Annotated in this window: 23 protein-coding genes, 1 pseudogene and 1 riboswitch; of the genes and pseudogenes, 8 read left to right on the forward strand and 16 right to left on the reverse strand. The window is 58.3% G+C overall.

The genetic code is table 11. The annotated features are described in order from the left end of the window. Positions 1-6: 6 nt before the first annotated feature. A riboswitch (guanidine-I (ykkC/yxkD leader) is annotated at positions 7-105 on the reverse strand. Between the two features lie 539 nt (positions 106-644). Both ABLV52_RS19045 and ABLV52_RS19050 read left to right on the forward strand, forming a co-directional pair. Further along, positions 645-995: a hypothetical protein gene (locus ABLV52_RS19045; protein WP_348890791.1), complete on the forward strand. Its 351-nt coding sequence runs from the start codon at positions 645-647 to the stop codon at positions 993-995. Positions 996-1,040: 45 nt separating this feature from the next. After that, positions 1,041-1,265 carry a hypothetical protein gene (locus ABLV52_RS19050; protein ID WP_032428852.1) on the forward strand — a complete coding sequence of 75 codons (225 nt, stop codon included), beginning with the start codon at positions 1,041-1,043 and terminating at the stop codon, positions 1,263-1,265. A gap of 228 nt (positions 1,266-1,493) precedes the next feature. Here ABLV52_RS19050 and ABLV52_RS19055 read toward each other — a convergent pair whose 3' ends face one another. Further along, positions 1,494-1,925, reverse strand: coding sequence for a DUF4354 family protein (locus tag ABLV52_RS19055; protein ID WP_032452906.1), 432 nt, complete (start codon positions 1,923-1,925; stop codon positions 1,494-1,496). A 710-nt stretch (positions 1,926-2,635) separates the two neighbouring features. Here ABLV52_RS19055 and oxlT point away from each other — a divergent pair. Continuing rightward, positions 2,636-3,892, forward strand: coding sequence for an oxalate/formate MFS antiporter (oxlT, locus tag ABLV52_RS19060; RefSeq protein ID WP_050534108.1), 1,257 nt, complete (start codon positions 2,636-2,638; stop codon positions 3,890-3,892). A 37-nt stretch (positions 3,893-3,929) separates the two neighbouring features. On the opposite strand, the gene ABLV52_RS19065 is transcribed toward oxlT, so the two are convergent. The 5 genes from ABLV52_RS19065 to ABLV52_RS19085 form a co-directional block, all read right to left on the reverse strand. After that, a complete protein-coding gene (locus tag ABLV52_RS19065) occupies positions 3,930-4,466 on the reverse strand; it encodes a GNAT family protein (RefSeq protein ID WP_348890793.1) in 537 nt (178 codons plus the stop codon). Between the two features lie 71 nt (positions 4,467-4,537). Next, a complete protein-coding gene (locus tag ABLV52_RS19070; protein WP_012968192.1) occupies positions 4,538-4,666 on the reverse strand; it encodes a hypothetical protein in 129 nt (42 codons plus the stop codon). Further along, positions 4,654-5,133 (reverse strand): type VI secretion system tube protein TssD, encoded by a 480-nt coding sequence (gene tssD, locus ABLV52_RS19075; RefSeq protein ID WP_032418948.1) that lies wholly within the window; start codon positions 5,131-5,133, stop codon positions 4,654-4,656. Before tssD ends, ABLV52_RS19070 begins: the two co-directional genes overlap by 13 nt. A 42-nt stretch (positions 5,134-5,175) precedes the next feature. Beyond that, positions 5,176-5,364, reverse strand: coding sequence for a hypothetical protein (locus ABLV52_RS19080; protein WP_032411087.1), 189 nt, complete (start codon positions 5,362-5,364; stop codon positions 5,176-5,178). A 2-nt stretch (positions 5,365-5,366) separates the two neighbouring features. Continuing rightward, positions 5,367-6,059: a hypothetical protein gene (locus ABLV52_RS19085; RefSeq protein ID WP_012968190.1), complete on the reverse strand. Its 693-nt coding sequence runs from the start codon at positions 6,057-6,059 to the stop codon at positions 5,367-5,369. Between the two features lie 340 nt (positions 6,060-6,399). Here ABLV52_RS19085 and ABLV52_RS19090 point away from each other — a divergent pair, with 340 nt between their 5' ends. After that, on the forward strand, positions 6,400-6,978 hold the full coding sequence (locus tag ABLV52_RS19090) for a TetR/AcrR family transcriptional regulator (protein WP_023289743.1): 579 nt from the start codon (positions 6,400-6,402) through the stop codon (positions 6,976-6,978). Here ABLV52_RS19090 and ABLV52_RS19095 read toward each other — a convergent pair. Continuing rightward, positions 6,954-8,052 (reverse strand): annotated as a pseudogene (locus ABLV52_RS19095) (iron-containing redox enzyme family protein). The gene ABLV52_RS19090 and the pseudogene ABLV52_RS19095 sit on opposite strands and share 25 nt — an antisense overlap. A 202-nt stretch (positions 8,053-8,254) precedes the next feature. Here ABLV52_RS19095 and ABLV52_RS19100 point away from each other — a divergent pair. Next, positions 8,255-9,169 carry a DMT family transporter gene (locus ABLV52_RS19100; protein WP_023289745.1) on the forward strand — a complete coding sequence of 305 codons (915 nt, stop codon included), beginning with the start codon at positions 8,255-8,257 and terminating at the stop codon, positions 9,167-9,169. Between the two features lie 39 nt (positions 9,170-9,208). Here the strand turns inward: ABLV52_RS19100 and ABLV52_RS19105 are convergent, their stop codons facing one another. After that, positions 9,209-10,441 carry an MFS transporter gene (locus ABLV52_RS19105; RefSeq protein ID WP_348890794.1) on the reverse strand — a complete coding sequence of 411 codons (1,233 nt, stop codon included), beginning with the start codon at positions 10,439-10,441 and terminating at the stop codon, positions 9,209-9,211. A 275-nt stretch (positions 10,442-10,716) separates the two neighbouring features. Between ABLV52_RS19105 and ABLV52_RS19110 the strand changes: the two genes are divergently transcribed. Together ABLV52_RS19110 and ABLV52_RS19115 are read left to right on the forward strand one after the other, a co-directional pair. Beyond that, the gene (locus ABLV52_RS19110) at positions 10,717-12,324 is read left to right on the forward strand and encodes an FAD-NAD(P)-binding protein (protein ID WP_348890795.1); all 1,608 of its coding nucleotides are present in this window, start codon (positions 10,717-10,719) and stop codon (positions 12,322-12,324) included. 107 nt (positions 12,325-12,431) lie between these two features. Beyond that, a complete protein-coding gene (locus tag ABLV52_RS19115) occupies positions 12,432-13,532 on the forward strand; it encodes an NADH:flavin oxidoreductase/NADH oxidase (RefSeq protein ID WP_023289748.1) in 1,101 nt (366 codons plus the stop codon). A 230-nt stretch (positions 13,533-13,762) separates the two neighbouring features. Here ABLV52_RS19115 and ABLV52_RS19120 read toward each other — a convergent pair whose 3' ends face one another. Both ABLV52_RS19120 and ABLV52_RS19125 read right to left on the reverse strand, forming a co-directional pair. Next, positions 13,763-14,251, reverse strand: coding sequence for a hypothetical protein (locus ABLV52_RS19120; RefSeq protein ID WP_032452914.1), 489 nt, complete (start codon positions 14,249-14,251; stop codon positions 13,763-13,765). Between the two features lie 88 nt (positions 14,252-14,339). Beyond that, positions 14,340-15,245 (reverse strand): LysR family transcriptional regulator, encoded by a 906-nt coding sequence (locus ABLV52_RS19125; protein ID WP_348890830.1) that lies wholly within the window; start codon positions 15,243-15,245, stop codon positions 14,340-14,342. A gap of 175 nt (positions 15,246-15,420) precedes the next feature. Between ABLV52_RS19125 and ABLV52_RS19130 the strand changes: the two genes are divergently transcribed. Beyond that, a complete protein-coding gene (locus ABLV52_RS19130) occupies positions 15,421-16,398 on the forward strand; it encodes a nitronate monooxygenase (protein ID WP_348890797.1) in 978 nt (325 codons plus the stop codon). A 32-nt stretch (positions 16,399-16,430) separates the two neighbouring features. Here the strand turns inward: ABLV52_RS19130 and hpxK are convergent, their stop codons facing one another. The 6 genes from hpxK to ABLV52_RS19160 are packed head-to-tail and all read right to left on the reverse strand — an operon-like array spanning position 16,431 to position 21,778. After that, positions 16,431-17,690: an allantoate amidohydrolase gene (hpxK, locus tag ABLV52_RS19135; protein WP_348890798.1), complete on the reverse strand. Its 1,260-nt coding sequence runs from the start codon at positions 17,688-17,690 to the stop codon at positions 16,431-16,433. After that, on the reverse strand, positions 17,687-18,928 hold the full coding sequence (locus ABLV52_RS19140) for an alanine--glyoxylate aminotransferase family protein (protein WP_153678582.1): 1,242 nt from the start codon (positions 18,926-18,928) through the stop codon (positions 17,687-17,689). The genes hpxK and ABLV52_RS19140 overlap by 4 nt, the downstream gene beginning before the upstream one ends. A gap of 15 nt (positions 18,929-18,943) precedes the next feature. Beyond that, positions 18,944-19,681, reverse strand: a complete 738-nt coding sequence (locus tag ABLV52_RS19145; protein WP_002905293.1) for an amino acid ABC transporter ATP-binding protein — start codon at positions 19,679-19,681, stop codon at positions 18,944-18,946. After that, on the reverse strand, positions 19,662-20,318 hold the full coding sequence (locus tag ABLV52_RS19150; protein WP_002905295.1) for an amino acid ABC transporter permease: 657 nt from the start codon (positions 20,316-20,318) through the stop codon (positions 19,662-19,664). The genes ABLV52_RS19145 and ABLV52_RS19150 overlap by 20 nt, the downstream gene beginning before the upstream one ends. Further along, complete coding sequence (locus ABLV52_RS19155) at positions 20,318-20,983, reverse strand: amino acid ABC transporter permease (protein ID WP_023289754.1); 666 nt, start codon at positions 20,981-20,983, stop codon at positions 20,318-20,320. Before ABLV52_RS19155 ends, ABLV52_RS19150 begins: the two co-directional genes overlap by 1 nt. A gap of 9 nt (positions 20,984-20,992) precedes the next feature. Next, the gene (locus tag ABLV52_RS19160) at positions 20,993-21,778 is read right to left on the reverse strand and encodes a transporter substrate-binding domain-containing protein (protein ID WP_023289755.1); all 786 of its coding nucleotides are present in this window, start codon (positions 21,776-21,778) and stop codon (positions 20,993-20,995) included. Positions 21,779-21,899 lie beyond the last annotated feature (121 nt).

The raw sequence follows: 21,899 nt of genomic DNA on the forward strand, positions 1-21,899 counted from the left end.
GCTGCTGTCTCCCGGGCTTTTATCCCGCCGTGTAACCTCGCCGAGGTCGCCAGCTCTCGGACCAGACGTTCACCGCGGTGAACCGGAACCCTAGCCAGCTATTGTGTGATCTAAATTGTCTGTTGCGCTGCTTTCTGCTGATGGTATTGCAAGGGCCATGCCAGGAGCCAGACAGCAGTACTTTCAGTGATTTACCGCCAACCGGCGCATCGCCTCCCAAAAATGGGGAGTAAAAGTGGGGCATTGCATGGCTTTGGTGCAAAGGGAAAGCCCACCGCGTTCTGGCCAACAACCGGCCGGGGGTCATGGGGGATGAATCCTGTAGCTGATTATCATGGCGCGGGGTAAATGTTTGCCATTACGCCGCTTCGACATGGGGGATGTCGCAGGCGCTTCTTCCCTGTCCCGTCGCCAGGGGGCATCATATTTTTACCGCCTGTTTTACCCGCCTGAGGGTAAAGCATTTAAATGTTGAATACATACTAACGCTAAATCGCAGGGTTGTGCGTTTTAACGCACGGTGATAATATTGCGCCACGTTAAGTAGAGGGGTGGAATAAATTCACCATTCGTTAACTCAGAATGCTTGGCCTGTTAAATACAAGTTAAAATCACGCCAATGTTATTTAACACAGAGAGGTTCCATGAAAATATTGCTGATGTTGCCCACCCTTTTTCTGTTAAGTGGTTGTGTGGATCTGGGGGATGTGGGCATACACCCGGAAGAAGAAACCTATTACGTTAATCAGGGAAAAAATCAGGTGATCGATTGCCTTCATTATGCCGCTTCTAAAGCGAATTTATCGCTGGAATATGATGACACCCTTCCTGAAAACATCGATAAGTACAACCTGATGAATACTGAAAACACAACTGTCGCGTGGGTGGAAATCAGTAACTTCAACGGCAGGCAGATTTCGGTAGAATTTTATTATGCGCCGCATGCCCCGGATATACATCGGTCGGTCACTACCATTGCTGAACGGTGTTCATAATGCCCGGATAACCAGAGACAGAGTTAAGCTGAAAAGAAACGAATGATGAAAACCTCTCTCCTTTTGCTAATAGCAGTGCTGGTGATTTCTGGCGAGTTACACGCTGATACTGTTTTTTATCAGGATAGCCATTTTGTCGGGCACTCTCTTTTTACAGGCACCGTAAGCAAAGCGAAGCACCATAATAAATTAGCGATGAGTTTTGGCATTTGCCAACTGAGAAAAATCATCAGGAGCGTCACGGATAGCGACGCAAAAAAAGACGCGTAAAGATTGTCCAATAGCTGGCCAGTGTATCCCCCTCCCGGCAGACGCACCTCCCCCGTAAAATGAAATACGAGTGACCTACTTCAGATGAGCGTGGTGCTTGACACGGTTGATGTCTGCCGCGCACGCCTCCTCATCATCCAGATGTTATGTTCATCTCGTAACACCTGACGGACGCCTGGTGTTACGCTAACGTCATATAAGGCAGATCATCCACACTCGGGATGGTGGTTATTTTGTTAAGCAGTCTTTACCGAAAGCGAGACGGACAAAAGGTATATTCAGTATTTCAGGATCGGCGCTGCTGAAGAACACGTTACCTGTTCGGCTTTCAATGGGTTTGTATTTTTTCAGCATCTCCATTTCAATACCCGTGCTCATAAATGACTTGCCATTTTTATCATACAAAAAGAAGCACATTTTGTTATCTTTGCCAGGTTCAATGCTTTTATCAGAGAAGTTATCAAGCGTAACTTTATAGGTCACCAGATACTTCGCCTCGCCGGTCACGCTATCCCATTCACTTCCGGCGGCCTCCTTTAGGGCAAAAATCTTGACCCCTGAAAAATAAGGATCAGGATTCTTTTTATCAATAGCCTGCACCGTTCCTGAGGCAGCGATGGCTACAGCCAGCGCAATACCTTTGGCAATATAATTATGCATTTCCCACCTCATTCAATTTACTATCTAGTGAACGCTACCATAGATCATGATATTGGTATTATCAATGATATTCCCTGTCATCACTATTTGATGAAAATCCAGCCTGTCATTATATTTAAACTTATAAATCAGCGCATTGAGAAAATAACCATTAAAATAATTCCAATGTGAATTTAATAAATTGTTAACTGTAACTTATTTTTCACTTATTTCTGCGTCATGTTTAAGCAGGGTTTATCTTCAACTTCATCAGCATGCGATTTAAAGCCGTTCGCACCGACCAGGTTAGCGCCCCCTGTATCTATAGCGTGAATATAATCAGCGATCAGTAAGAGGATAAACAGGTGGGTGCCTGTCCCCCGCCTGAATGCCATGCCTCTTTTTCCATTGGACCTACCATCGGCCTTGAGCCAGTCAATAAGTGAAGCGCACAGCGATGACCCATTTGCACCGACTCAGTGCCGCCTGTTCACCATACTGAATCTCATCCCCTCCCACACTTCCATGTTAACTGTCTGTATATAAAGCACTATTTTAACTGGCACGTTTAATGCTCTGCGGTTGTATACAGCGATGTTGACAAGATCTCAGGCCAGGAGGCGACAACCCATAGCCACCTGCGGTCGCGACGCCAACGCCTTCTTCTCTCCGTGAAGCCTCCAGGGCGGATGCGTTTCACGGAAACCTGTTAACTGAAAACGGAGAACAACATGACGACACTCAGCGAACCGTTGGTTACCCCGAAATATGGCAAATGGCGCCAGCTGGTGCTGGGCCTGATCTGTATGGCCGCCATCTCCAGTCCGCAATATGTCTGGACGCTGCTGACGAAACCCCTGGCCGCAAAGCTGGGCGTCGGTCTGCCCGAGCTGCAGGTCACCTTCTCGCTGCTGATCATCCTCCAGACCTTCTTTTCGCCCTTTCAGGGGCGGTTAGTGGAGAAATTTGGCCCACGGCGGCTAATCGCTATCGGCACGGTGATGGCGGGAATGAGCTGGGTGCTTTCCGCACAGGTAAATGGCCTGGCGACGCTGTGGCTGGTTTATGGCTGCATGGGCGGCCTTGGAACCGGGATCGTCTACATCGGCGTTGTCGGCCTGATGGTCAAATGGTTTCCGCGGCAGCGGGGGTTCGCCGCCGGCGCGGTGGCGGCGGGCTACGGGATGGGGGCCATCATAACCACCTTCCCCATCTCCCTGTCGCTGACCACCAACGGCCTTGAACACACGATGACGACCTTCGGGGTCCTCTTCGCGCTCGTCGGCTTCCTCGCCAGTCAGGGATTGAAGCTGCCGCCGCCTGCTGTCTCTTTGCCCGTCAGCCAGACGGTGGCGCAGAGCAGCAGATCGTTTACCTCCCGGGAAATGCTGCGCCAACCGCTGTTCTGGCTGATGTTTGCCATGATGGCGATGATGTCGACTTCCGGGCTGATGGTCACTTCGCAGATGGCGGTGTTCGCCGAGGACTTCGGCATTAGCCAGGCTGTGGTGTTTGGCATGGCGGCCCTGCCGCTGGCGTTAACGATAGACCGCTTCACCAACGGTTTAACCCGGCCGCTGTTTGGTTTTATTTCCGACCGCTTCGGCCGCGAGCAAACCATGTTTATCGCCTTTGCGCTGGAGGGGGTGGCGATGACGCTCTGGCTGGCGTGCCGGGAAGATCCGCTGCTGTTTGTCCTGCTTTCCGGGGTGGTGTTCTTTGGCTGGGGGGAAATCTTCTCCCTCTTCCCGTCGACGCTCACCGATACCTTCGGCAGCGAACATGCCGCCAGCAACTATGGCTGGCTGTATATTTCTCAGGGCATCGGGTCAATCTTCGGCGGCCCGCTGGCGGCGTTGCTCTATCAGTACACCCACGGCTGGCATGTGGTTTTCAGCTGCGCCATTGGCCTGGATTTTGTCACCGCCGCCCTCGCGCTGTGGGTGCTAAAACCGTGGCGCGCGCGCTTTATCCGCCAGCATAGCTAACGACAACCCTGGCAGAAGTGACGGCCAGGCCGTCACTTCACTGATATTCGCTGCGCAGCAGCGCGTACAGATACTCATCGCCCCACTGGCCTTTAAAAAAGATATTCTGCCTGTAATGCGCCTCGCGACGAAAGCCCAGCCCTTCCAGGAGTTTGATCGCGGCGGTATTGCGGGTGTCTACCACCGCGATCAGCCGGTGATGGGCCAACGGTTCAAAGAGTAAGGCTATCACCGCCTGTATGGCTTCCCGGGCATACCCCTGATGCTGATACGCCGGGGAAAAGGTCATCCCCAGCTCGGCCTGTCTGCCCTGATCGAAAAAGTGGATCCCCACATCTCCCGCCAGCGCACCGTTGGCCTGGATCTCTACGGCAAGCTGGAACCAACTCTCATCCTCAGCAAAGACCAGGGAACGCTGTTGTTCATAGAAGGCAGTCGCCTCTGCCATACCGTAATGGCTCCAGCTCTGAAAGCGGGCCACTTCCGGCAGGTTGCGATAGCGGCTGAAAGACGGCAGATCTTCCGTTCTGAACCGGCGCAGTAGCAGCCGGGGCGTGGTCAGGGGTAGCAACATCTCTTCTCTTCTTCCTGGTGAGAGGGGCAATAGCGCGCCATCTTAACCTGCGCAGCCTGACGCTGCTAGCCTCATGGCGGAGCCTCATCCCAGCGATAGATTTTAGTGGTGGCCAGCGCCAGCATGGCGAAATCTTCCGGCGTATCACCGTAGGCGAAGATCTCCTCGTAATCGGTCAGCTGGGAGTTCAGGCGCAACACCGATCATTCCATGAGTCACGATAGATAATATTCCCTTCGGTATACTTCCAGGTGATCGCCTCATAACGCAATTCGAGTGTTTCGAGATGGGTACTACTCATCCCACCCGGAGAAAGAAATGGTGCAACCGTGGTAAATTTGACGTTTTCCAGAATGATATTGAAATATTCGGCTTCGATACCTGTTTCCAGAATGCGGTACATCTTGATTGTCGCCTTCTTCATGGTTCGGCCTTCGCAGACGGCTCTGTACAAGAGCGGTGTTGTTTGATCGAACTCCTTTACGATCGTTACAGGTTGGTGGATCCGCGTACCGGTTAGTTTTCCCCAGTTTGGATCTACCGGAATAGTTACCCCATGAGAAAAGGATTTTAACTCGATAGAACCCAGGCGCAGTGGCATCAAACAACTGCCGAGAATTGGGGAACCATTTTCATCTTCCAGCCATAAATGTGCGGGTGTAGACATATTATTTCCTTATAAATTTAATATAAAGTTAAGTTTTCAATGTCAAAATTTTACAAATCGATAAAACATTACAATTACAAATACGAAAAACAGGGGAACAAGCCAGAGAGGCGTCTCTGGAAAAAAGAGCCCTTGTGCCATGGCGAAGAGGATTGTCAATACAGCAGGGCCATAATATGAAATTAACGATCTGAATATTCTTCGCAGCAATCTTTTAATAAGATTCATCATAGCTATCGGATCATCCTGGTAATGATGTCTGCAATACCCTCATTCGATGCCTGTTGTACTGTAAACGCCTCAGATTTTAGAAACAATGGTTCTATCAGAAAGTACATCATTTCCAGCTCATGTGCGTAAAGTACCGAATAATACGCAGGTTCGGAAACGCAAAGACGATGCGCACTCTCTGCTGCTTTCTGCACAATACCATATATTCCGATAGCGCCTACCACTCCCCCTGCCCGGCGTCCAGCCAATGCACTAAGTTCAAGATTGAGGTTTATACCTGTAGCGACAAATGAGGCTGTTGCCAAAGCAAATCCAGCGTTGGTCAGTGAGCTTGCTGCAATATGAATGTTAACAGCCATAAGTATTCGCTTTATACGCTCCAGTTCCTCTGAAGTTTTGTCTTTGAATATTTTTTCAAAATATAGTTTGAGCATATCGTATGCAATATTTCCATGTTTAAGGAGATAAATCACACCGTTTTTAAATCGTATGTCTTCGGTTTTTTGTTGCAGGCACACATCTTGGTACTCATCGGTAAAACAGGACGAATAATAAAGCGCACGCTTTGCACCTGCGCCTATGGTTTCAATTTGATTTGCTACGGCCTTTTCTGCACCCGCTACGGCATGTTCGAGTTTTAACGCAAGAATATTGTTAGCCTGTAAATAACGGACAATTTCATTCTTGTAGTACATAACCATTCCTTGTTAATTATTTATTTTTCCAGGTGTTGTCGTCGCTCTTCATGAGCAAGCCCTGAGTCAATCGCTGGCTATGAAAGAGGGTATTTCTTGGCCAGAATACTGATTATTAACGCGACTCCTCCGTACTTATGCAAAGCGATTTATCGCAGACAAGTATGGTGACTTGTGCATGTCTACGCAATCTTGTTTTATTGAGGGAACCGACGCCGCATAAACCGCGGCTGATTTACTTTTTGCCCGCCTGGCGGCAAGATCCGGCATAATGCACCGCTGTCGCAGGACGACCGGGTCACCGGCAGTCATGACAGCGAACCATTCGACAGGAAAACGCATGAAGCCAAAACAAGCGGACATTCTCCGCCACGCCAGCGCGCTGTTTAATCGCGAAGGATATCAGTCGCCCAGCATCGAGCGGATTGCTGAGCATGCCGGCATCTCCAAAATGACCTTCTACCGCTACTATGCCGATAAAGAGGCGCTCATTCTGGCTATCCTCCGGCAGAAAGAGAGCGAGTTTATGCAGGATCTGACGCAGATCACCGCGGATAAAGCCACCGCGCGGGAGAAGCTGTTCGCCGTGTTCGACTACTATCAGTGCTGGTTGACCTGCGAAACCTTCCACGGCTGCATGTTTACCCGCGCGCTGTTCGAATATGGCGCGTCATCGCCGGCGATCCGGGAGCAGTGCTCCCGGTTCAAATCGCGCCTGTGGCAGTTCTTCCGCGATATTCTGACTCGGGTATTAAAACCAGAGCCTGCCGAACGGGTCGCCATGATGATGGTGATGCTCATCGATGGCGCCATCGCCGCCCAGCAGGCCGAGTCAGCCGAATGCCGGGAGATCCCGCCGGGGACGACCGCCTGGAGCGCGGCCAAAGCGCTGATCTACTCAGAAGGCGGTACGCTGTGAGCTCATGCTGCCGTCCAGCGACTGCAGCGCCGCCAGCAGACCATCATAGTAATCGTTGCAGGTTTGCAGGCGCAGCGCGGCGCCAAAGTAGACCTCCTCCATCGCCGCCGGATGTTTTTTGCCAATCGGCACAATCACATTGTTCAGCCAACCGTCCGCATGGCCGATATCGACCGTGATGTGTTCGGCATAGTAATGCACGTCGCGATCGCTAAGCCCAATCCGCCGACAGCCCGCCACCAGTTTTTCATACTGCGGCGGGTCGAGCAGTTCGGTCATCGCCATCACCCCCAGCGATTTGTAGTAATGCTGACGATTTACGCCGCCGAGCATAAAGGCGTTATACCCGGCCAGCCCCTGCCACTCATAAAGATGGGCAAAATGATTGTCGGGTAAGGCGATATTCCGCCGCTTCAGTAAATCCTTATACAGATTAACGTGGGTGATCTCAGTGCTGCCCTGGCCTATCTCATCCCACAGATTTTGCGCAATTTCGGCGCGGGTTTCCGGCAACGAGCCCACCAGCCCCATCGCCACCAGATCGAAGAAAAGCAGATTCAGCGCGCTGTCGCTTTTGAAGAAATAGTCGATTTGCGCCGCGGAGGCCTCGCTGGCAAGGAAATCGAACAGCGGATGATGAGACGCCGGGTGCTGCTGGCATAAGGCGCGCAGTTCGTCGACGATATTGCCGGCATTGAGCACCGGCCTCTGGCGGTGGAAACGTTTGCTTTCCGCCCGCAGCCACTCAGACTCAATGTAATTTCGGATCCCGGAGAGCAGCGGATGAAACTGATTGGCAGCCGCCGGCGAGAGCGGGTCGGCAAGCCAGGACTGATAAAGGATGAACAGCGCATGGTGCGCGCGCTTTTTGGCCTGCGGATCGTCAGCGGAGAAGGCGCGGATGCAGGTATTCTCCGTCAGATGCCAGGCTCTGTCGGCGACCAGCGGATTGGCCGTCAGCTTCAGCGACAGCGCGTTGCTGTGCAGAAGCTGGTCAATTAACTCATCCAGCGCCAGCCTGGCTATCACCGCGGTTTGGTCACTACCAATGACCCCATTGTCGGTATTACGCATGAATTTATCCCTGTGAAATGCATGGCGACTATACGTTATAGTACCGCTCACAATGCGGCAACGTAAATTTCAACCACATTGTTAATGCTCTGTTTATTAACAATTTTAAATAAACAGAACAAAAGCCACTAAAATAGTGTTGATATTATAAAAATAATAACGTTACCATTCAGTACAGTGACAAATGACACAAGGAATCACGATGCCCTATCTGTTACTGACGCTGGCCGCCCTGTTCTGGGGTGGGAATTACGTTGTCGGTCACGTGCTGGTTCAGGGCGTGGATCCGATCCTGATGACCGAAGCGCGGTGGGCGTTAACGGCGCTGCTGCTGGGCCTGCTCTACCGCCGGCAGATTGCCGGCAGTCGTCACCTGCTGCGGGAAAACGCCCCGGCGGTGCTGGTGCTCACCCTCTGCGGTCAGGTCAGTTTCCCGCTCACGCTCTATATCGGTCTGCAAACCACCTCCGCCCTCAACGCCGCCATCTATATGTCCGCCACGCCGAGCATGGTGCTGCTGATTAACCGGCTGATTTTTCGCGACCCGGTATCGGCCCGCAACTGGCTGGGGGTGGTCTTCAGCACCCTCGGCGTGATGATCCTCTTATTCCAGGGCAACCCGCTGCATGCCGCCTCGCTGCATACCTTTTCCGTCGGCGATCTGTGGGCGATGGGGTCGGCGCTGAGCTGGGCGCTCTATTGTTCGCTGTTACGTCTGAAGGACCGCCGGATCCCGGCGAATGGCTTTGTCGCCGTCAGCTCGCTGCTCGGCGCCCTGCTCCTGCTGCCGATCGTCGCCTTCTGGCTGATGCGCCACCCGGCGCAGGACTGGGATGCCTGGCGCGAGCCGTTTTTCCTCAGCGGGCTGGCTTATCTGGTGATTTTTCCGTCATGGCTGGCCTATCTGTTCTGGAATAAAGGGATCGCCACCATCGGCGCCACGCGGGGGGAGATTTACACCCACATCATCCCCCTCTCGGGTGGCGTGTTAAGCATCCTCTTCCTGCATACCCAGCCCCATGCCTGGCACCTGTTCAGCGCGCTGTTCATTATGCTGGGGATTGGCATCTGCTCGCTGGAAAAACGCCAGGCGGCGACGGTTCGCCTGCGCGGTTAGCGTGTCTGCCGGGCGCCTGATTACGCCCGGCGTCAGCCCTTAACGGCTGGTAGAGAGCGGCTGGTGACGCGCCGCTCCGGCAGGTTGCGCCACCCGGCCCTCGCGGCCAAAGAAGGTGAGAATGGTAATGACGATCGCCACCGTCCCGGCCACCAGGGCCATCGCCAGGCCGTAGTTATGCCCGTGGTGCTGCGCAATGGAGGCCTGCAGGGTGGCATTCACCGAGGCCAGCAGATTCCCCAGCTGATAGACGAAACCGGGCAGCACCGCCCGGGTGTTGGCCGGGACCAGTTCGTTGAGCCAGGTCGGGATCACCCCCCAGGCGCCCTGCACCATAAACTGCATCAGAAACGCCCCGGCCCCCAGCGCCAGCGAGCCGCTGGCGAAAGCCCACAGCGGGATCACCGGCAGCGCCAGCAGAGCGGCGATCATAATCGCTTTGCGCCGGCCAATCTTCTCCGACAGTAAGCCGAAGAACACCCCGCCGATGATTGAGGCGATGTTGTAGCACACCGCGATAATGCTGACCGTTTCCGGCGCAAACCCGTGCTGGACTTTCAAAAATACCGGGTAGAGATCCTGCGTCCCATGGGAGAAGAAGTTAAAGGCCGCCATCAGCACCACCAGATACAGGCACAGCTTCCAGTGGCTACGCAGCACCGGCAGCAGAGCCGTGCTCGCTTTACTCTGCCGGGCCGCCAGCCAGACCGGGGACTCCTCGACGCAGAAATAGATAAACGGCAACAGCAGCACCGGGGCGGCGCCAATGACAAACATCCCGCGCCAGCCGAGCTGTGCAAACAGCAGCCCGTAGGCCACGGCCGCCAGCAGATAGCCGAAGGGATACCCCGCCTGGAACAGACCGGACATCAGGCCGCGCGAGCGGTCAGGGATCGTCTCCATCGCCAGCGACGAAGCCACGCCCCAGATCCCGCCCATCGCCACGCCGTACAGCACCCGCAGCAGAAAAAACAGCATCAACGACGGCGCCGCGGCGGAGAGCAGCTCAAAGGCGGAAAAGAAAACGATATTGAGCATCAGGATCGGTTTGCGGCCAAACTTTTCCGCCGCCCTGCCGAAGATCAATGCGCCGACGGGCCGCACGGCCAGGGTCAGCAGAATCGCCAGGGTGACCTCTTCGAGGTCGACGTGAAAGGAGTGGGCGATATCGCTCAGTAAAAAAACCAACAGGAAAAAGTCGAAAGCATCGAGCGTCCAGCTTAAAAAACTGGCGATCGCCGCATTGCGCTGTCGTGAAGTCCAGCCGTGCATCTTGTCATCCCTATCCCGACGGCGTTGCCGGGAGCTTGCGCGGCGTCCGGCAGAGCAGGCTGGTGTCACCGCTTGTGTAAATTGTTTGTATAGAAAGTTGCTCTTTTGTTAATTACACCCCTTTTCCGGCCGTCGGCAAGTTTATTAGCACGCTAATTTGTTTCAAATTGCGTGCGACGGCCCACCGGTTCGCTAATTTTCGACCAGAATTAAGGGCAGGCTGGCTTCAGTGCACTGCCCCGATGCCGTATCCACCCACAGGAAGGGAGAGAATCATGAAGAGAATCGCCATCGTCGGCGCCGGGCCGACGGGGATTTACACCTTGTATGAACTGGTGAAGCGCGGTGAGCCGCTATCGATCGCGCTGTTTGAAAAAGAGGCGCAGGCCGGGGTCGGTATGCCCTACAGCGACGATAATACCGCGGCGCAGATGCTGGCCAACATCGCCAGCATTGAGATCCCCCCTATCGACCTGACCTATCTGCAATGGCTGCAGCAGCAGAGCGATGACTGGCTGGCGGCGCGCGGTCTTGAACGGCACGCGCTGCATGAGCGCCAGTTTCTGCCGCGGGTGATCCTCGGCGAGTACTACCGCGACCGCTTTCTGTATCTTGTCCAACGGGCCAGAGACGCCGGCTTCGTGGTGAACGTTTGCGAGTCCTGTGAGGTCACGGATATTGCGGTGCAGCCCGTCGGGATCGCCATCCACACCGACAGCGCGGCGCAGCCGGTTATCGTCGATCTGGTGGTGATAGCCACCGGCCATTTGTGGCCTGAAGAAGAACGCGCCAGCCGGCAATACTTCCCCAGTCCGTGGACCGGCCTGATGGAGGCCCGCATCGCCCCCTGTCGGGTCGGGATCCTCGGGACCTCCTTAAGCGCGATTGATGCCGCCGTGGCGGTTGTGGCCCGCCACGGCATTTTCCATACTGAACACGACAAAACGACCCATTTTTCCCTGCATCCCGGCAGCGAAGCGCTGGAGATCACGCTGATGTCACGCAACGGCGTGCTGCCGGAGGCCGATTTCTACTGCCCAATCCCGTGGGAGCCGCTGGAGATCGCCACCTCTGCCGCCCTTGAGGCGGCCGTCGCTCAGGGCAGCGACGGCCTGCTGGAGCGGGTGTTTCAGCTGATCGTCCAGGAGCTGGAATATGCCGCCCCGGCCTGGTGCCAGGCGATGGGGCTGCGCCAGCTGACGCCTGACAGCATCGCCGACGCCTGGTTTGCCGACCGTCTTACCCATGACCCCTTCCAGTGGGCGCAGCGCAATCTGCAGGAGGTGGAGCGCAATAAGCGCGAGCGCCACACGGTGCCCTGGCGCTATGCCATTCTCCGCCTGCACGAGGCGATTGAAACCGTGGTGCCGCAGCTCAACGACGAGGACAGCCGTCGCTTCCGCCAGGGGCTCGCCCGCGTGTTTATTGATAACTACGCCGCGATCCCGCCGGAGTCCATTCGCCGCCTGCTGGCCCTGCACCGGGCGGGCATTCTGCGAATTGTGGCGCTGGGTGAGGATTACGATCTGCAGCGCGAGTCTGACCGGACGCTAATTGTCCATCATCAGCAGCGCTGTGAATTCGATGTCTTTATCGATGCCCGCGGACAGAAAGCGCTGAAAACCCGGGATCTGCCCTTTCCTTCACTGCGCCAGCAGCTGCTGGCCTGCGGCGACGCTATTCCGGACGTTGGTGATGACTACACGCTGCAGGCGCCGGAGGCAGTGCGCGGCCGGGTCGCCTTCGGCGCCCTTCCCTGGCTGATGCACGATCGCCCCTTTGTCCAGGGGCTGACGGCCAGCGCCGAGATTGGCAGCGCAATGGCCCGCGCGGTGTCACAGCAGGCAACCGGCCGGCGGCGCCGTCTCTGGTTTATCGACTAGCGGGACGTTTAAACGCAATATCCGAATAAAGGGGGGCTGGCTGGCGTGCTATAAACAGTGGCTGTTCGCCCCCGAGCAAGACCACGTCTAACATTTACGAGGTACTCATGAGTCATCTTTTTAGCGCGACGCGTATTGGTCAGTTGACGCTGGATAACCGTATCGTTATCGCCCCCATGTGTCAGTACTCTGCCGACGAGGGGAAGGCGACGTCCTGGCACCGGATCCATCTCGGGCAGCTGGCGTTCTCCGGCGCCGGCCTGTTAATTCTGGAAGCCACGGCGGTAGAGCCGGCGGGACGTATCTCGCCGGGGGATCTGGGGCTGTGGGATGATGAAACCGAAAACGCCCTGCGCGCCGTGGTGGAGGATATCCGGGCCTGGTCACCGATCCCTCTGGGGATCCAGCTGGGGCATGCCGGGCGCAAGGCCTCCTGCGCGGCCCCCTGGCAGGGTGGCCATCAGCTGGCGCTCAACCAGGGCGGCTGGCAGACCGTCGCCCCCTCCGCGGTGGCGTTTCACGACGGCGATCGCGCCCCGGCCGAGCTGAGCCATGCCGATCTGGCGCGCATCAAAGCGGCCTTTGTCGCCAGCGCATTGCGCGCCCAACGCCTGGGCTTTGAGCTGATTGAGCTGCACGCCGCCCACGGCTATCTGCTGCACCAGTTTCTCTCGCCGCTCAGCAATCAGCGCCGGGACGAGTATGGCGGTTCGCTGGAAAACCGCATGCGCTATCCGCTGGAAGTGTTTAAGGCAATCCGCGAGGCTGTGGGCAACGCCATGGCGGTGGGCGTCAGGTTGTCGGCTACCGACTGGGTCGAAGGCGGCTGGGACGGCGAGCAATCCATTCAGTTCAGTCAGCAGCTGGAAGCGCTGGGCAGCGACTATATCCATGTCTCCAGCGGCGGATTGTCGCCGCAGCAGGCAATCACCGTCGGGCCGGGGTATCAGTTGCCTTTCGCCCGCGACATTCGCGAGCAGGTAGCCATCCCGGTAATTGGCGTGGGGCTGATCACCGACCCGCAGCAGGCGGAAGCGGCGCTGGAGAATGGCGATGCTGACCTGATCGCCCTCGCCCGCGCGGTGCTCTACGATCCGCACTGGCCATGGCACGCCGCGGCCAGCCTCGGCGCCCAGGTTCGCGTACCTTCGCAATATCTGCGCTCCGAGCCGCACGGCCTGAAAGGCACCCTGCTTCCAAACCGCTGAACCCGGAACGGGCATCAAAAAGGGGTATCGTAAGATACCCCTGAGCAGGATGTTATTGCCGTCCTATGTGCCGGGCGGCGGCAACGCCTTGCCCGGCCTACAATACCCGATCATTGCGCAGCCAACTCGCCCCGCTTGCAGGCCCGCGCAAGCGCAGCGCCGCCGGGCGCGATATCAGGCTCCACGCTCTGTTTATTACGGGCGGCGGCTGGCCAGGCAAACACCGCGAGTTACTGCTGGGCGGCCGGTGGCGTAGCGTTCTGTTTATCCTTCGCGATACTGTCCTGAATGGCTTTGGTTTTGCTCGCCGCTTCCGCCGAAAGCTGATTGGCATCGCCGATGGCGTTGTCTTTGATCTGACCCGCCTCTTTGACGATGCGGTCACTTTCCTGCTTTGCGTTCTGCTTCACCGCATCGGCCTGGGCTTTCGCCTGCTCGGCGATGGCATCCGCTTTCTTGTCCGCCTCCGCCTTGATCGCGCTGGCCTGATCCTTCAGACGGTCGGCCTCGGCGTCGGCCTGGCTTTTCAGCGTATCAATTTGCTTATCCGCATCCTGCTTAATCGCCTGGGCTTTGTCCGCCGCGGCATCCTTCATCTGCTCCGCATTATCTTTCGCCTTATCCAGTTTGTTATCTACTTTCGACGCATCGTCGCAGCCAAACAGGGTCAGGCACAGTGCGGAAGCGAGCAGTGTTTTATTCCAGAGTTTCATCAGCATTCCCTTACAGGTTGAGTCATTATCCAGCCTTGTGATTTATTGCCTTAATAGCATTCACATTTTATATATAAACGCTCAGCCAGCAGAGTCAAGCCGGCGGCGTCCGCGCCAGGGTCGCCACCAGCCCCTGCAGCCAGTCGGCAAAGACCCGCACCTTGTGCGAAAGATGCCGGTGCGGATAGAGCAGCGACAGCGGCCGACGCGGCGCCGGGAAGTCCGGCAGAATTTCTACCAGCTGGCCGCTGTCGATGTAGGGCTGTAAAAAGAAGCGCATTCCCTGCAGCATCCCCAGCCCCGCCAGTCCGGCGGCGGTAAAGACTTCCGAGTTGTCCAGCACCAGCTTGCCGGGAATGGCGATCTGCCGGACGCCCTCCGGGGTCTGGAATCGCCAGGGCATAATCTGCCGGCTGCTGCTGTTCACCCAGTTCACCGCCAGGTGCGACTGCAGGTCCTCCAGCGTGGCGGGCGCCCCATAGCGCGCCAGATATTCCGGACTGGCGCAGGTGGTTAACGCCACCTCCCCCAGCGAGCGCGCCACATAGTCGCCATCCTCCAGTTCACCCACCCGCAGCAGGCAATCCAGGCCATCGCGCAGCATATCCCGGCGCACATCGGAGCTGCTGAGGACAATTTCCACCTCCGGATGGGCCTGATAAAAATCCGCCAGATGCGGGATCACCAGCAGCCGTGCAAAAGCGATCGGCATATCGACGCGTAGCTGGCCGCGTATCGGCCGGTCCGGCGCGAACGACTCCAGCAGATCGTCGGCCTGGGAGAGCAGCGGTTTACTGCGGCGATAAAACTCTTCTCCCTCCGGCGTGAGATACAGGCGCCGGGTGGTACGCTGCAGCAGCCTGACCCCGCTCTCCCGCTCCAGCTGCTGCAGCGCTTTGGTCACCGCCGGGCGGTGGATCTGCAAATTTTCCGCCGCCTGGGAAAAGCTGCCGGCGTCGACGATTTCAATAAAGATTTTAATATTTTCAAACAGATTCATCTGCATAACGGCCCGTCCCCTATCTCATCGCCTGCCGTAATTATTACTAAATTAATAATAGTGCTGAAAGTTTTCGCTCATTTTTTAAAACAATAAAGGCGCCTACACTGCTCTCATTGCCGCATCGTTGGGGCGAAAAAAAATGATAACTTGTTAACATAAAAGGAAAAGTATCATGCAATCTAACCGCGTTGCCCGCATTCTGGGTATTGAAAAACCGGTGGTCCAGGGGCCGCTTTCCTGGCTGACCGATGCGCGTCTGGTGGCGGCCGTCGGCAACGCCGGTGGTCTCGGGGTACTGGGCCCGAACGCCGGGCTGACGGCGGCAACCGCCGTCTCCACGCCGGAAGCGACGGCTGAGAAAATGCGCGAAGAGATCCGCAAAACCAAACAGCTGACCGAGAAGCCCTTTGGCGTCAATCTGATCCCGACGGCGGAAAACGACATCTGGACGCCGGCGATCCTGCCGGTGATCAAAACGGAAGGCGTTAAGGTGGTGGTCTACACCGGCTACGGCGACGGTTCGTTAAAACCGGCGCTATTTGACGAACTGAAAGCCGCCGGGATCACCATTATCTACCGCGATATTAACCCGACGCCTGAGAACAGCCGCCGCGCGGAGCAGGCCGGAGCGGACATTATCGTCGCCACCGGCTTTGACGAAGGCGGCACGCTGCCGGGCACCGCGCTGGGGACCTTCACCATCGTCCCGCTGATTGTTGACGCGGTACAGCGGGTTCCGGTAATGGCCGCGGGGGGGATAACCGATGCCCGAGGGGCGCATGCCGCTCACGCCCTCGGCGCGGAAGGCGTCTTCGCCGGTTCGGTATTCATCAGCACCGTCGAAAGCCGGGTTCCCGACTCGGTGAAAGCGAAAATTGTCGCCGCCAACGGCCTGGATCTGCGGCTGTTCCGCACCCTGCCGGACTACTACCGCGCTCTGCCCGGCAAACTGAGCGACAAACTGGTGGCCCTGGACCGGGCCGGCGCCTCAAAGGCCGAGCTGGCTCAGGCGATGGGCGGTCTGCGCGGAATGCGGCTGGGCATGCTGGAGGGGAATACTGATGAGGGGTATATCTCGCTCGGGGCGGGGATCGGCAATATCCATGCCATCACCTCCGTCGCCGAGGTGGTCAACCGGCTGGCGGTGTAACGCCGCCAGCCGGGGTACGGCAACCGGCGCGATCAGGCGTCGGCCACCTGCTCTACCGCCCGGGAGAACGCGTCGATGGCCAGCCCGACGTCGGCGGTGGTGACCGATTCCGCCGGGTGATGGCTGACGCCCCCCAGGCAGCGCACAAACAGCATGGCCGATGGCCAGCGCTCGGCGATGGCGATGGCGTCATGCCCTGCGCCGCTCGGCAGCGTCAGCGACCGCCCCTGCACTGCCACCACCGCCTCGCTCAGCACCGCCTGCAGCTGGCTGTCGCAGGCGGTGGCGGCGATGCGATAATACTCCTCGGCGCTGAAGCTCAGCTGGCGGCGCCCGGCAATGGCCTGCGCCTCCGCCTGCAGCTCCTCCAGCAGCGCCGCCAGCGGCGCATCCTGCGGGCCGCGAATATCCAGCGTCAGCTGCACCTCGCCCGGTATCACGTTCACCGCGCCCGGCGCACAGCGCAGGGTGCCGACCGTCGCCACCAGATTGCCGCCGCGCTGTCGGGTCAGGCTTTCCACCTGCACCATCCATTCCGCCGCCGCGGCGAGCGCGTCCTTACGATGGAGCATCGGCACCGTGCCGGCATGGCCGGCTTCGCCGGTAAAGCGGCAGTTCAGGCGGCGGGCGCCGTTAATCGCCTCCACTACGCCAAGCGCCAGACCCGCCTGCTCCAGGCACGGCCCCTGCTCGATATGCAGTTCCAGATAGGCGGCGATATCCTGCGGGCGGCGGGCGGCATGGGCGATCCGCGCGGGATCGAGCCCGGCATTCACCAGCGCCTGGGCGACGCTCACCCCGTCGGCATCGCACTGCGACAGCCAGCTTTCGGGCCAGGTGCCGGTGACGCCGCGGCTGCCAAGCAGGGTGATGCCGAAGCGGGTGCCCTCTTCATCGCCAAAACCGACGATCTCGATAGCCTTTGCCAGCCGTCGCCCTTGCTGGTGCAGACGCTGCACCACCTCAATCGCCGTCAGCACGCCGAGCATGCCGTCGTAGCGCCCGGCGTTGCGCACGGTGTCAAGATGAGAGCCCAGCAGCACCGCCGGCGCGCCCTCCTGCACGCCTTCATAGCGACCGCAGATGTTGCCGACGCTGTCCTGCCACACCATCATACCGGCGGCCTGCATCCACTGACCCACCAGCTGGTTGGCCTGCAGATGCTCCGGCGACAGATAGACCCGGGTCAGGGCGTCGGCGGTTTCGCTGAGGGCGGCCAGCTGGTCGGCCCGCGCCATTACCCGGCTGGCGGCCGCCTCTCTCTCCGCCTGCTGGCGGACGGTATCACTCATAGGTTGCCCTCGGTGCGGTAGTGATCCCAGGCCGCCTGCATCGCCGCGCCCTGAGTGGTGGTGAACTTGAGGTAGTTCAGCACCGCCTCCAGCGCACTGAGGGTCTGCATCACGCAGTCTTTACGCGCGTTATAGCCCATGGTGCCAATGCGCCAGACTTTACCGTGCAGCGGGCCGAACGAGGTGCCAATCTCAATGCCGAAATCTTCCAGCATCAGCTTACGCACCTGGTCGCCGTTGATCCCGTTGGGGATCACCACCCCCAGCACGTTATTCATTTTGTGCCGCAGGTCGCCAAAGGTCTCGAGACCCATCGCCTGGATCCCTTTCAGCAGCGCATCGCCGTGCAGCTTGTGGCGAGCGATGCCGTTGTCGAGTCCCTCCTGAAGGATCAGGCGCGCGCACTCCCGGGCGGCGAACAGCGCCGAGGTCGCTTCGGTGTGGTGGTTAAGGCGCTCCGGCCCCCAGTAATCCATCACCATCCCGAGATCGAAATAGTTGGAGTAGATCATCTCGTCGACGCCATCGTGGTGGGCGTCGGTGCGGATCCCCTGCTCAATGCAGCGGCGGCGGCGGATCGCCTCTTCCATCCGCGGGCTGAGGGTAATGGGCGAGGTGCCGGAGGGGCCGCCCAGGCACTTCTGCATCCCGGCGGACACCGCGTCCAGCTGCCAGGCGTCGGTTTCCAGCGGGTTGCCGCCGAGCGACGCGGTGGCGTCAGTATAGAACAGCACGTCGTGGCGACGACAAATCTCCCCCAGCTCCGCCAGCGGCTGCAGCATGGTGGTCGAGGTATCGCCCTGCACGGTAAGCAGCAGGCGCGGGCGCACGCGCTTGATCGCGTCCTCAACCTGGTCCGGGGTAAAGACTTCCCCCCACGGCACCTCGATGGTGTGTACCTCTGCCCGGCAACGGCGCGCAATCTCGCACAGCAGGTGGCCAAACCGGCCGAACACTGGCACCAGCACCTTGTCGCCCGGACGGATCGCCGACACCAGGATCGCTTCGATACCAGCGCGGGAGGTACCGTCCACCAGCATCGTCCAGCGGTTTTCGGTGCGAAACACGCCGCGGTAGAGCGCCATCACTTCATTCATATAGTGGGTCATCGCCGGATCGTACTGACCCACCAGCTGGCTCGCCATGGCGCGCAGCACGCGCGGGTCGGCGTTGATCGGCCCCGGACCCATCAGCAGGCGCTGCGGCGGGTTAATTTGCGAAAACTGAGTGATATCCATCTGCCATTCCTTACGTTAGTTAAGACCGCGCACCGAGGAGATAAACTGTTTCAGTTCGGTTGTCTGCGGACTGGCGAACAGCGTTTTGCTGTCACCCTGCTCCCAGACGCGCCCCTGATGCATAAACACCACGCGGTCGCCCACTTCGCGGGCAAAATTCATTTCATGGGTGACGAGAATCAGCGTCATGCCTTCCGCCGCCAGCTGCTCCAGCACCTTCAGCACTTCGCCCACCAGTTCCGGGTCGAGCGCCGAGGTGATTTCGTCACAAAGTAAAACCTTTGGCGACATGGCCAGCGCCCGGGCGATGGCCACGCGCTGCTGCTGGCCGCCGGAGAGGTTGGCCGGGTAATAATCCAGACGGTCGCCGAGCCCGACCTTCTCCAGCATCCGCTGCGCCAGCTCGCGGCATTCGGCCTGGGACTTCTTCAGCACCCGCCGCGGGGCCAACATGACGTTCTCCAGCGCCGTCATGTGCGGAAAGAGATTGAAGTTCTGGAACACCATGCCGATGGAACGGCTGATCTCCCGGGCCTGGGAATCGCGGTCGGTGATGGTCATGCCCCCCAGCTTGATGCTCCCCTCCTGGTACCCCTCCAGGCCATTGATGCAGCGCAGCAGAGTGCTTTTGCCCGAGCCGCTGCGGCCGATGATCGAGATCACTTCCCCCATGTCGATATCCAGATCGACGCCCTTCAGCACATGGTTGTCGCCGTAGTACTTCTGCATCTGATTAATGGTGATGAGAGGCATTGAATTTGTTCTCCAGATAACGGCTGTAGCGGGACAGCGGATAGCACAGAATGAAATAGCCCAGCGCCACCAGGGCAAACACTTTAAACGGCTGGTAAGTGACGTTGGTCAGCATGGTTCCCGCCTTGGTCAGCTCCACAAAGCCAATAATCGAGGCCAGCGCTGTGCCTTTGATCACCTGTACGGCGAACCCCACCGTCGGCGCGATGGCGATCCGCAGCGCCTGCGGCGCCACCACCCGGTACAGGGTCTGGCCGAAGCTCAGCCCGAGACAGCGCGAGGCTTCCCACTGGCCTTTCGGCAGCGCGCGAATGCTGCCGAACCAGATATCCAGCAGAAAGGCGCTGGTATAGAGCGTCAGGGCCACCGACGCCGCGGTCCATGCCGAGACGTCGATACCGAACAGCGCCACGCCGAAAAATGCCAGAAACAGCTGCATCAGCAGCGGCGTCCCCTGAAACAGTTCGACGTAGCCGCGGATCAGTCGTTTCACCTGCCGTCCGCCGGTCAGGCGCAGCAGCAGCAACGGTAAGGTCACCAGCGCCCCGCCGGTGAACGCGACCAGAGACAGCAGCACCGTCCAGCGACCGGCCAGCAGCAGGTTGCGGATAATGTCCCAGTCGGTAAAGGTGGTCATCATGCCTGCACTCCCAGCCATTTACGCCCCGCCGCCATCAGCAGCTGACGCATCGCTATCGATAACGCTAAGTAGATCCCGGTGGTCACCAGATAGACCTCAAAGCTCAAAAATGTCCGCGACTGGATCAGGTTGGCGGCGAAGGTCAACTCCTCATAGGAGACCTGCGACACCACCGACGAGCCGAGCATCACGATGATGCACTGGCTGACCAGCGCCGGATAAATCCGCTGCAGCGCCGGGGGCAGCACGACGCGAACGAAGGTTTGCGTCCGGCTGAGTCCGAGCACGCGTCCGGCCTCCCACTGGCCTTTCGGCGTCACCTGAATGCCGGCGCGCACGATCTCGGTGCTGTAGGCCCCAAGGTTCACCACCATCGCCAGCAGCGCCGCTTCGCCGGCGGTCATTTTCAGTCCCAGGTTCGGTAAACCAAAGACGATAAAAAAGAGCTGCACCACGAACGGCGTGTTACGAATGATTTCCACATATCCGCCCCATACCCGGCTGAGGATGCCCGGGCGGCCGCTGCGGATCGCCGCCCCGAGGATGCCGATCGCCAGTCCGCCGATCGTCGCCAGCACCGTCAGCTGCACCGTCACCCACAGGCCGGCCAGCAGCTCCGGCCAATGCGGCCAGAGCTCAGAAAAATGAAGTTGCTCCGTCATCCACAGACCTTACGCGCCGAGGCTGGCAGGCAGCGGCGCTTTCAGCCACTTCTCAGACAGACCGTTGAGGGTGCCGTCCTTAATGCCCTGCTCGATGAGGGTATCCACTTTCGCCTTCAGCGCCGGTTCGTTCTTTTTCAGCCCGATAAAGCACGGCGAGTCCTTCAGCATAAAGCTCGGCACCGGCGCTTTGTCGGCGTTCTGCCGGGCGATGGCCGCCACCACCAGGTTCCCGGTGGCGACATACTGCACCTGACCTGACAGGTAGGCCGACAGGGTGGTGTTATTGTCCTCGTAGCGCTTAATCTGCGCCGCCTGCGGCGCCACGCTGGTCAGCACCATGTCTTCCACCGCCCCGCGGGTCACGCCGACGCTTTTACCGCTCAGCGCGGCCGCGTCCTTCAGCTCCGCCCCTTTCGGGCCAAACACCCCGAGGAAGAACGGCGCGTAGGCGCGGCTGAAGTCGATCACTTTCTCACGCTCAGCGTTTTTGCCGAGGCTGGAGATCACCAGGTCCACCTTATCCGTCTGCAGATACGGCACGCGGTTGGCGCTGGTTACCGGGACCAGCTGCAGCTTGAGCTTCATCGACTTCGCCAGATAGCGCGCCATGTCGATGTCATACCCCTGCGGCTGCAGGTCGGTCCCCACCGAGCCGAACGGCGGGAAATCCTGGGGTACGGCAATGCGGATGACGCCGCGTTTTTCAATATCCTGGAGCTGGTCAGCCTGAGCGGCGGAAACAGACGAAAGGAGACAAGCGGCCCCGGCCAGTGCGATCAACAGTTTCTTCATGATGTTTACCCGTTACGTTAGCATGAAACAAAAGATTCTTTGAATCTGTTTTTGCAACTAATGTGCCAGATACGGTCGATGCGCGGGTTGGCGAGGAATTAAGGCAAAAAGTGAGAACGGA

Source organism: Klebsiella sp. GB_Kp056 (assembly GCF_040064755.1).
In the GTDB taxonomy this organism is placed as follows: domain Bacteria; phylum Pseudomonadota; class Gammaproteobacteria; order Enterobacterales; family Enterobacteriaceae; genus Klebsiella; species Klebsiella quasipneumoniae.

Bases quoted from the DNA above. Each gene is read 5' to 3' on its own strand.
- ABLV52_RS19065 (WP_348890793.1), bottom strand. From the start codon at position 4,466: ATGTTGCTACCCCTGACCACGCCCCGGCTGCTACTGCGCCGGTTCAGA.
- ABLV52_RS19130 (WP_348890797.1), top strand. From the start codon at position 15,421: ATGCAATCTAACCGCGTTGCCCGCATTCTGGGTATTGAAAAACCGGTG.
- ABLV52_RS19090 (WP_023289743.1), top strand. From the start codon at position 6,400: ATGAAGCCAAAACAAGCGGACATTCTCCGCCACGCCAGCGCGCTGTTT.
- ABLV52_RS19085 (WP_012968190.1), bottom strand. From the start codon at position 6,059: ATGTACTACAAGAATGAAATTGTCCGTTATTTACAGGCTAACAATATT.
- ABLV52_RS19115 (WP_023289748.1), top strand. From the start codon at position 12,432: ATGAGTCATCTTTTTAGCGCGACGCGTATTGGTCAGTTGACGCTGGAT.
- ABLV52_RS19080 (WP_032411087.1), bottom strand. From the start codon at position 5,364: ATGATGAATCTTATTAAAAGATTGCTGCGAAGAATATTCAGATCGTTA.
- ABLV52_RS19125 (WP_348890830.1), bottom strand. From the start codon at position 15,245: ATGAATCTGTTTGAAAATATTAAAATCTTTATTGAAATCGTCGACGCC.
- ABLV52_RS19100 (WP_023289745.1), top strand. From the start codon at position 8,255: ATGCCCTATCTGTTACTGACGCTGGCCGCCCTGTTCTGGGGTGGGAAT.
- ABLV52_RS19160 (WP_023289755.1), bottom strand. From the start codon at position 21,778: ATGAAGAAACTGTTGATCGCACTGGCCGGGGCCGCTTGTCTCCTTTCG.
- ABLV52_RS19145 (WP_002905293.1), bottom strand. From the start codon at position 19,681: ATGCCTCTCATCACCATTAATCAGATGCAGAAGTACTACGGCGACAAC.
- ABLV52_RS19120 (WP_032452914.1), bottom strand. From the start codon at position 14,251: ATGCTGATGAAACTCTGGAATAAAACACTGCTCGCTTCCGCACTGTGC.
- ABLV52_RS19050 (WP_032428852.1), top strand. From the start codon at position 1,041: ATGAAAACCTCTCTCCTTTTGCTAATAGCAGTGCTGGTGATTTCTGGC.
- ABLV52_RS19055 (WP_032452906.1), bottom strand. From the start codon at position 1,925: ATGCATAATTATATTGCCAAAGGTATTGCGCTGGCTGTAGCCATCGCT.
- oxlT (WP_050534108.1), top strand. From the start codon at position 2,636: ATGACGACACTCAGCGAACCGTTGGTTACCCCGAAATATGGCAAATGG.
- ABLV52_RS19140 (WP_153678582.1), bottom strand. From the start codon at position 18,928: ATGGATATCACTCAGTTTTCGCAAATTAACCCGCCGCAGCGCCTGCTG.
- tssD (WP_032418948.1), bottom strand. From the start codon at position 5,133: ATGTCTACACCCGCACATTTATGGCTGGAAGATGAAAATGGTTCCCCA.
- ABLV52_RS19155 (WP_023289754.1), bottom strand. From the start codon at position 20,983: ATGACGGAGCAACTTCATTTTTCTGAGCTCTGGCCGCATTGGCCGGAG.
- ABLV52_RS19045 (WP_348890791.1), top strand. From the start codon at position 645: ATGAAAATATTGCTGATGTTGCCCACCCTTTTTCTGTTAAGTGGTTGT.
- hpxK (WP_348890798.1), bottom strand. From the start codon at position 17,690: ATGAGTGATACCGTCCGCCAGCAGGCGGAGAGAGAGGCGGCCGCCAGC.
- ABLV52_RS19110 (WP_348890795.1), top strand. From the start codon at position 10,717: ATGAAGAGAATCGCCATCGTCGGCGCCGGGCCGACGGGGATTTACACC.
- ABLV52_RS19150 (WP_002905295.1), bottom strand. From the start codon at position 20,318: ATGACCACCTTTACCGACTGGGACATTATCCGCAACCTGCTGCTGGCC.
- ABLV52_RS19105 (WP_348890794.1), bottom strand. From the start codon at position 10,441: ATGCACGGCTGGACTTCACGACAGCGCAATGCGGCGATCGCCAGTTTT.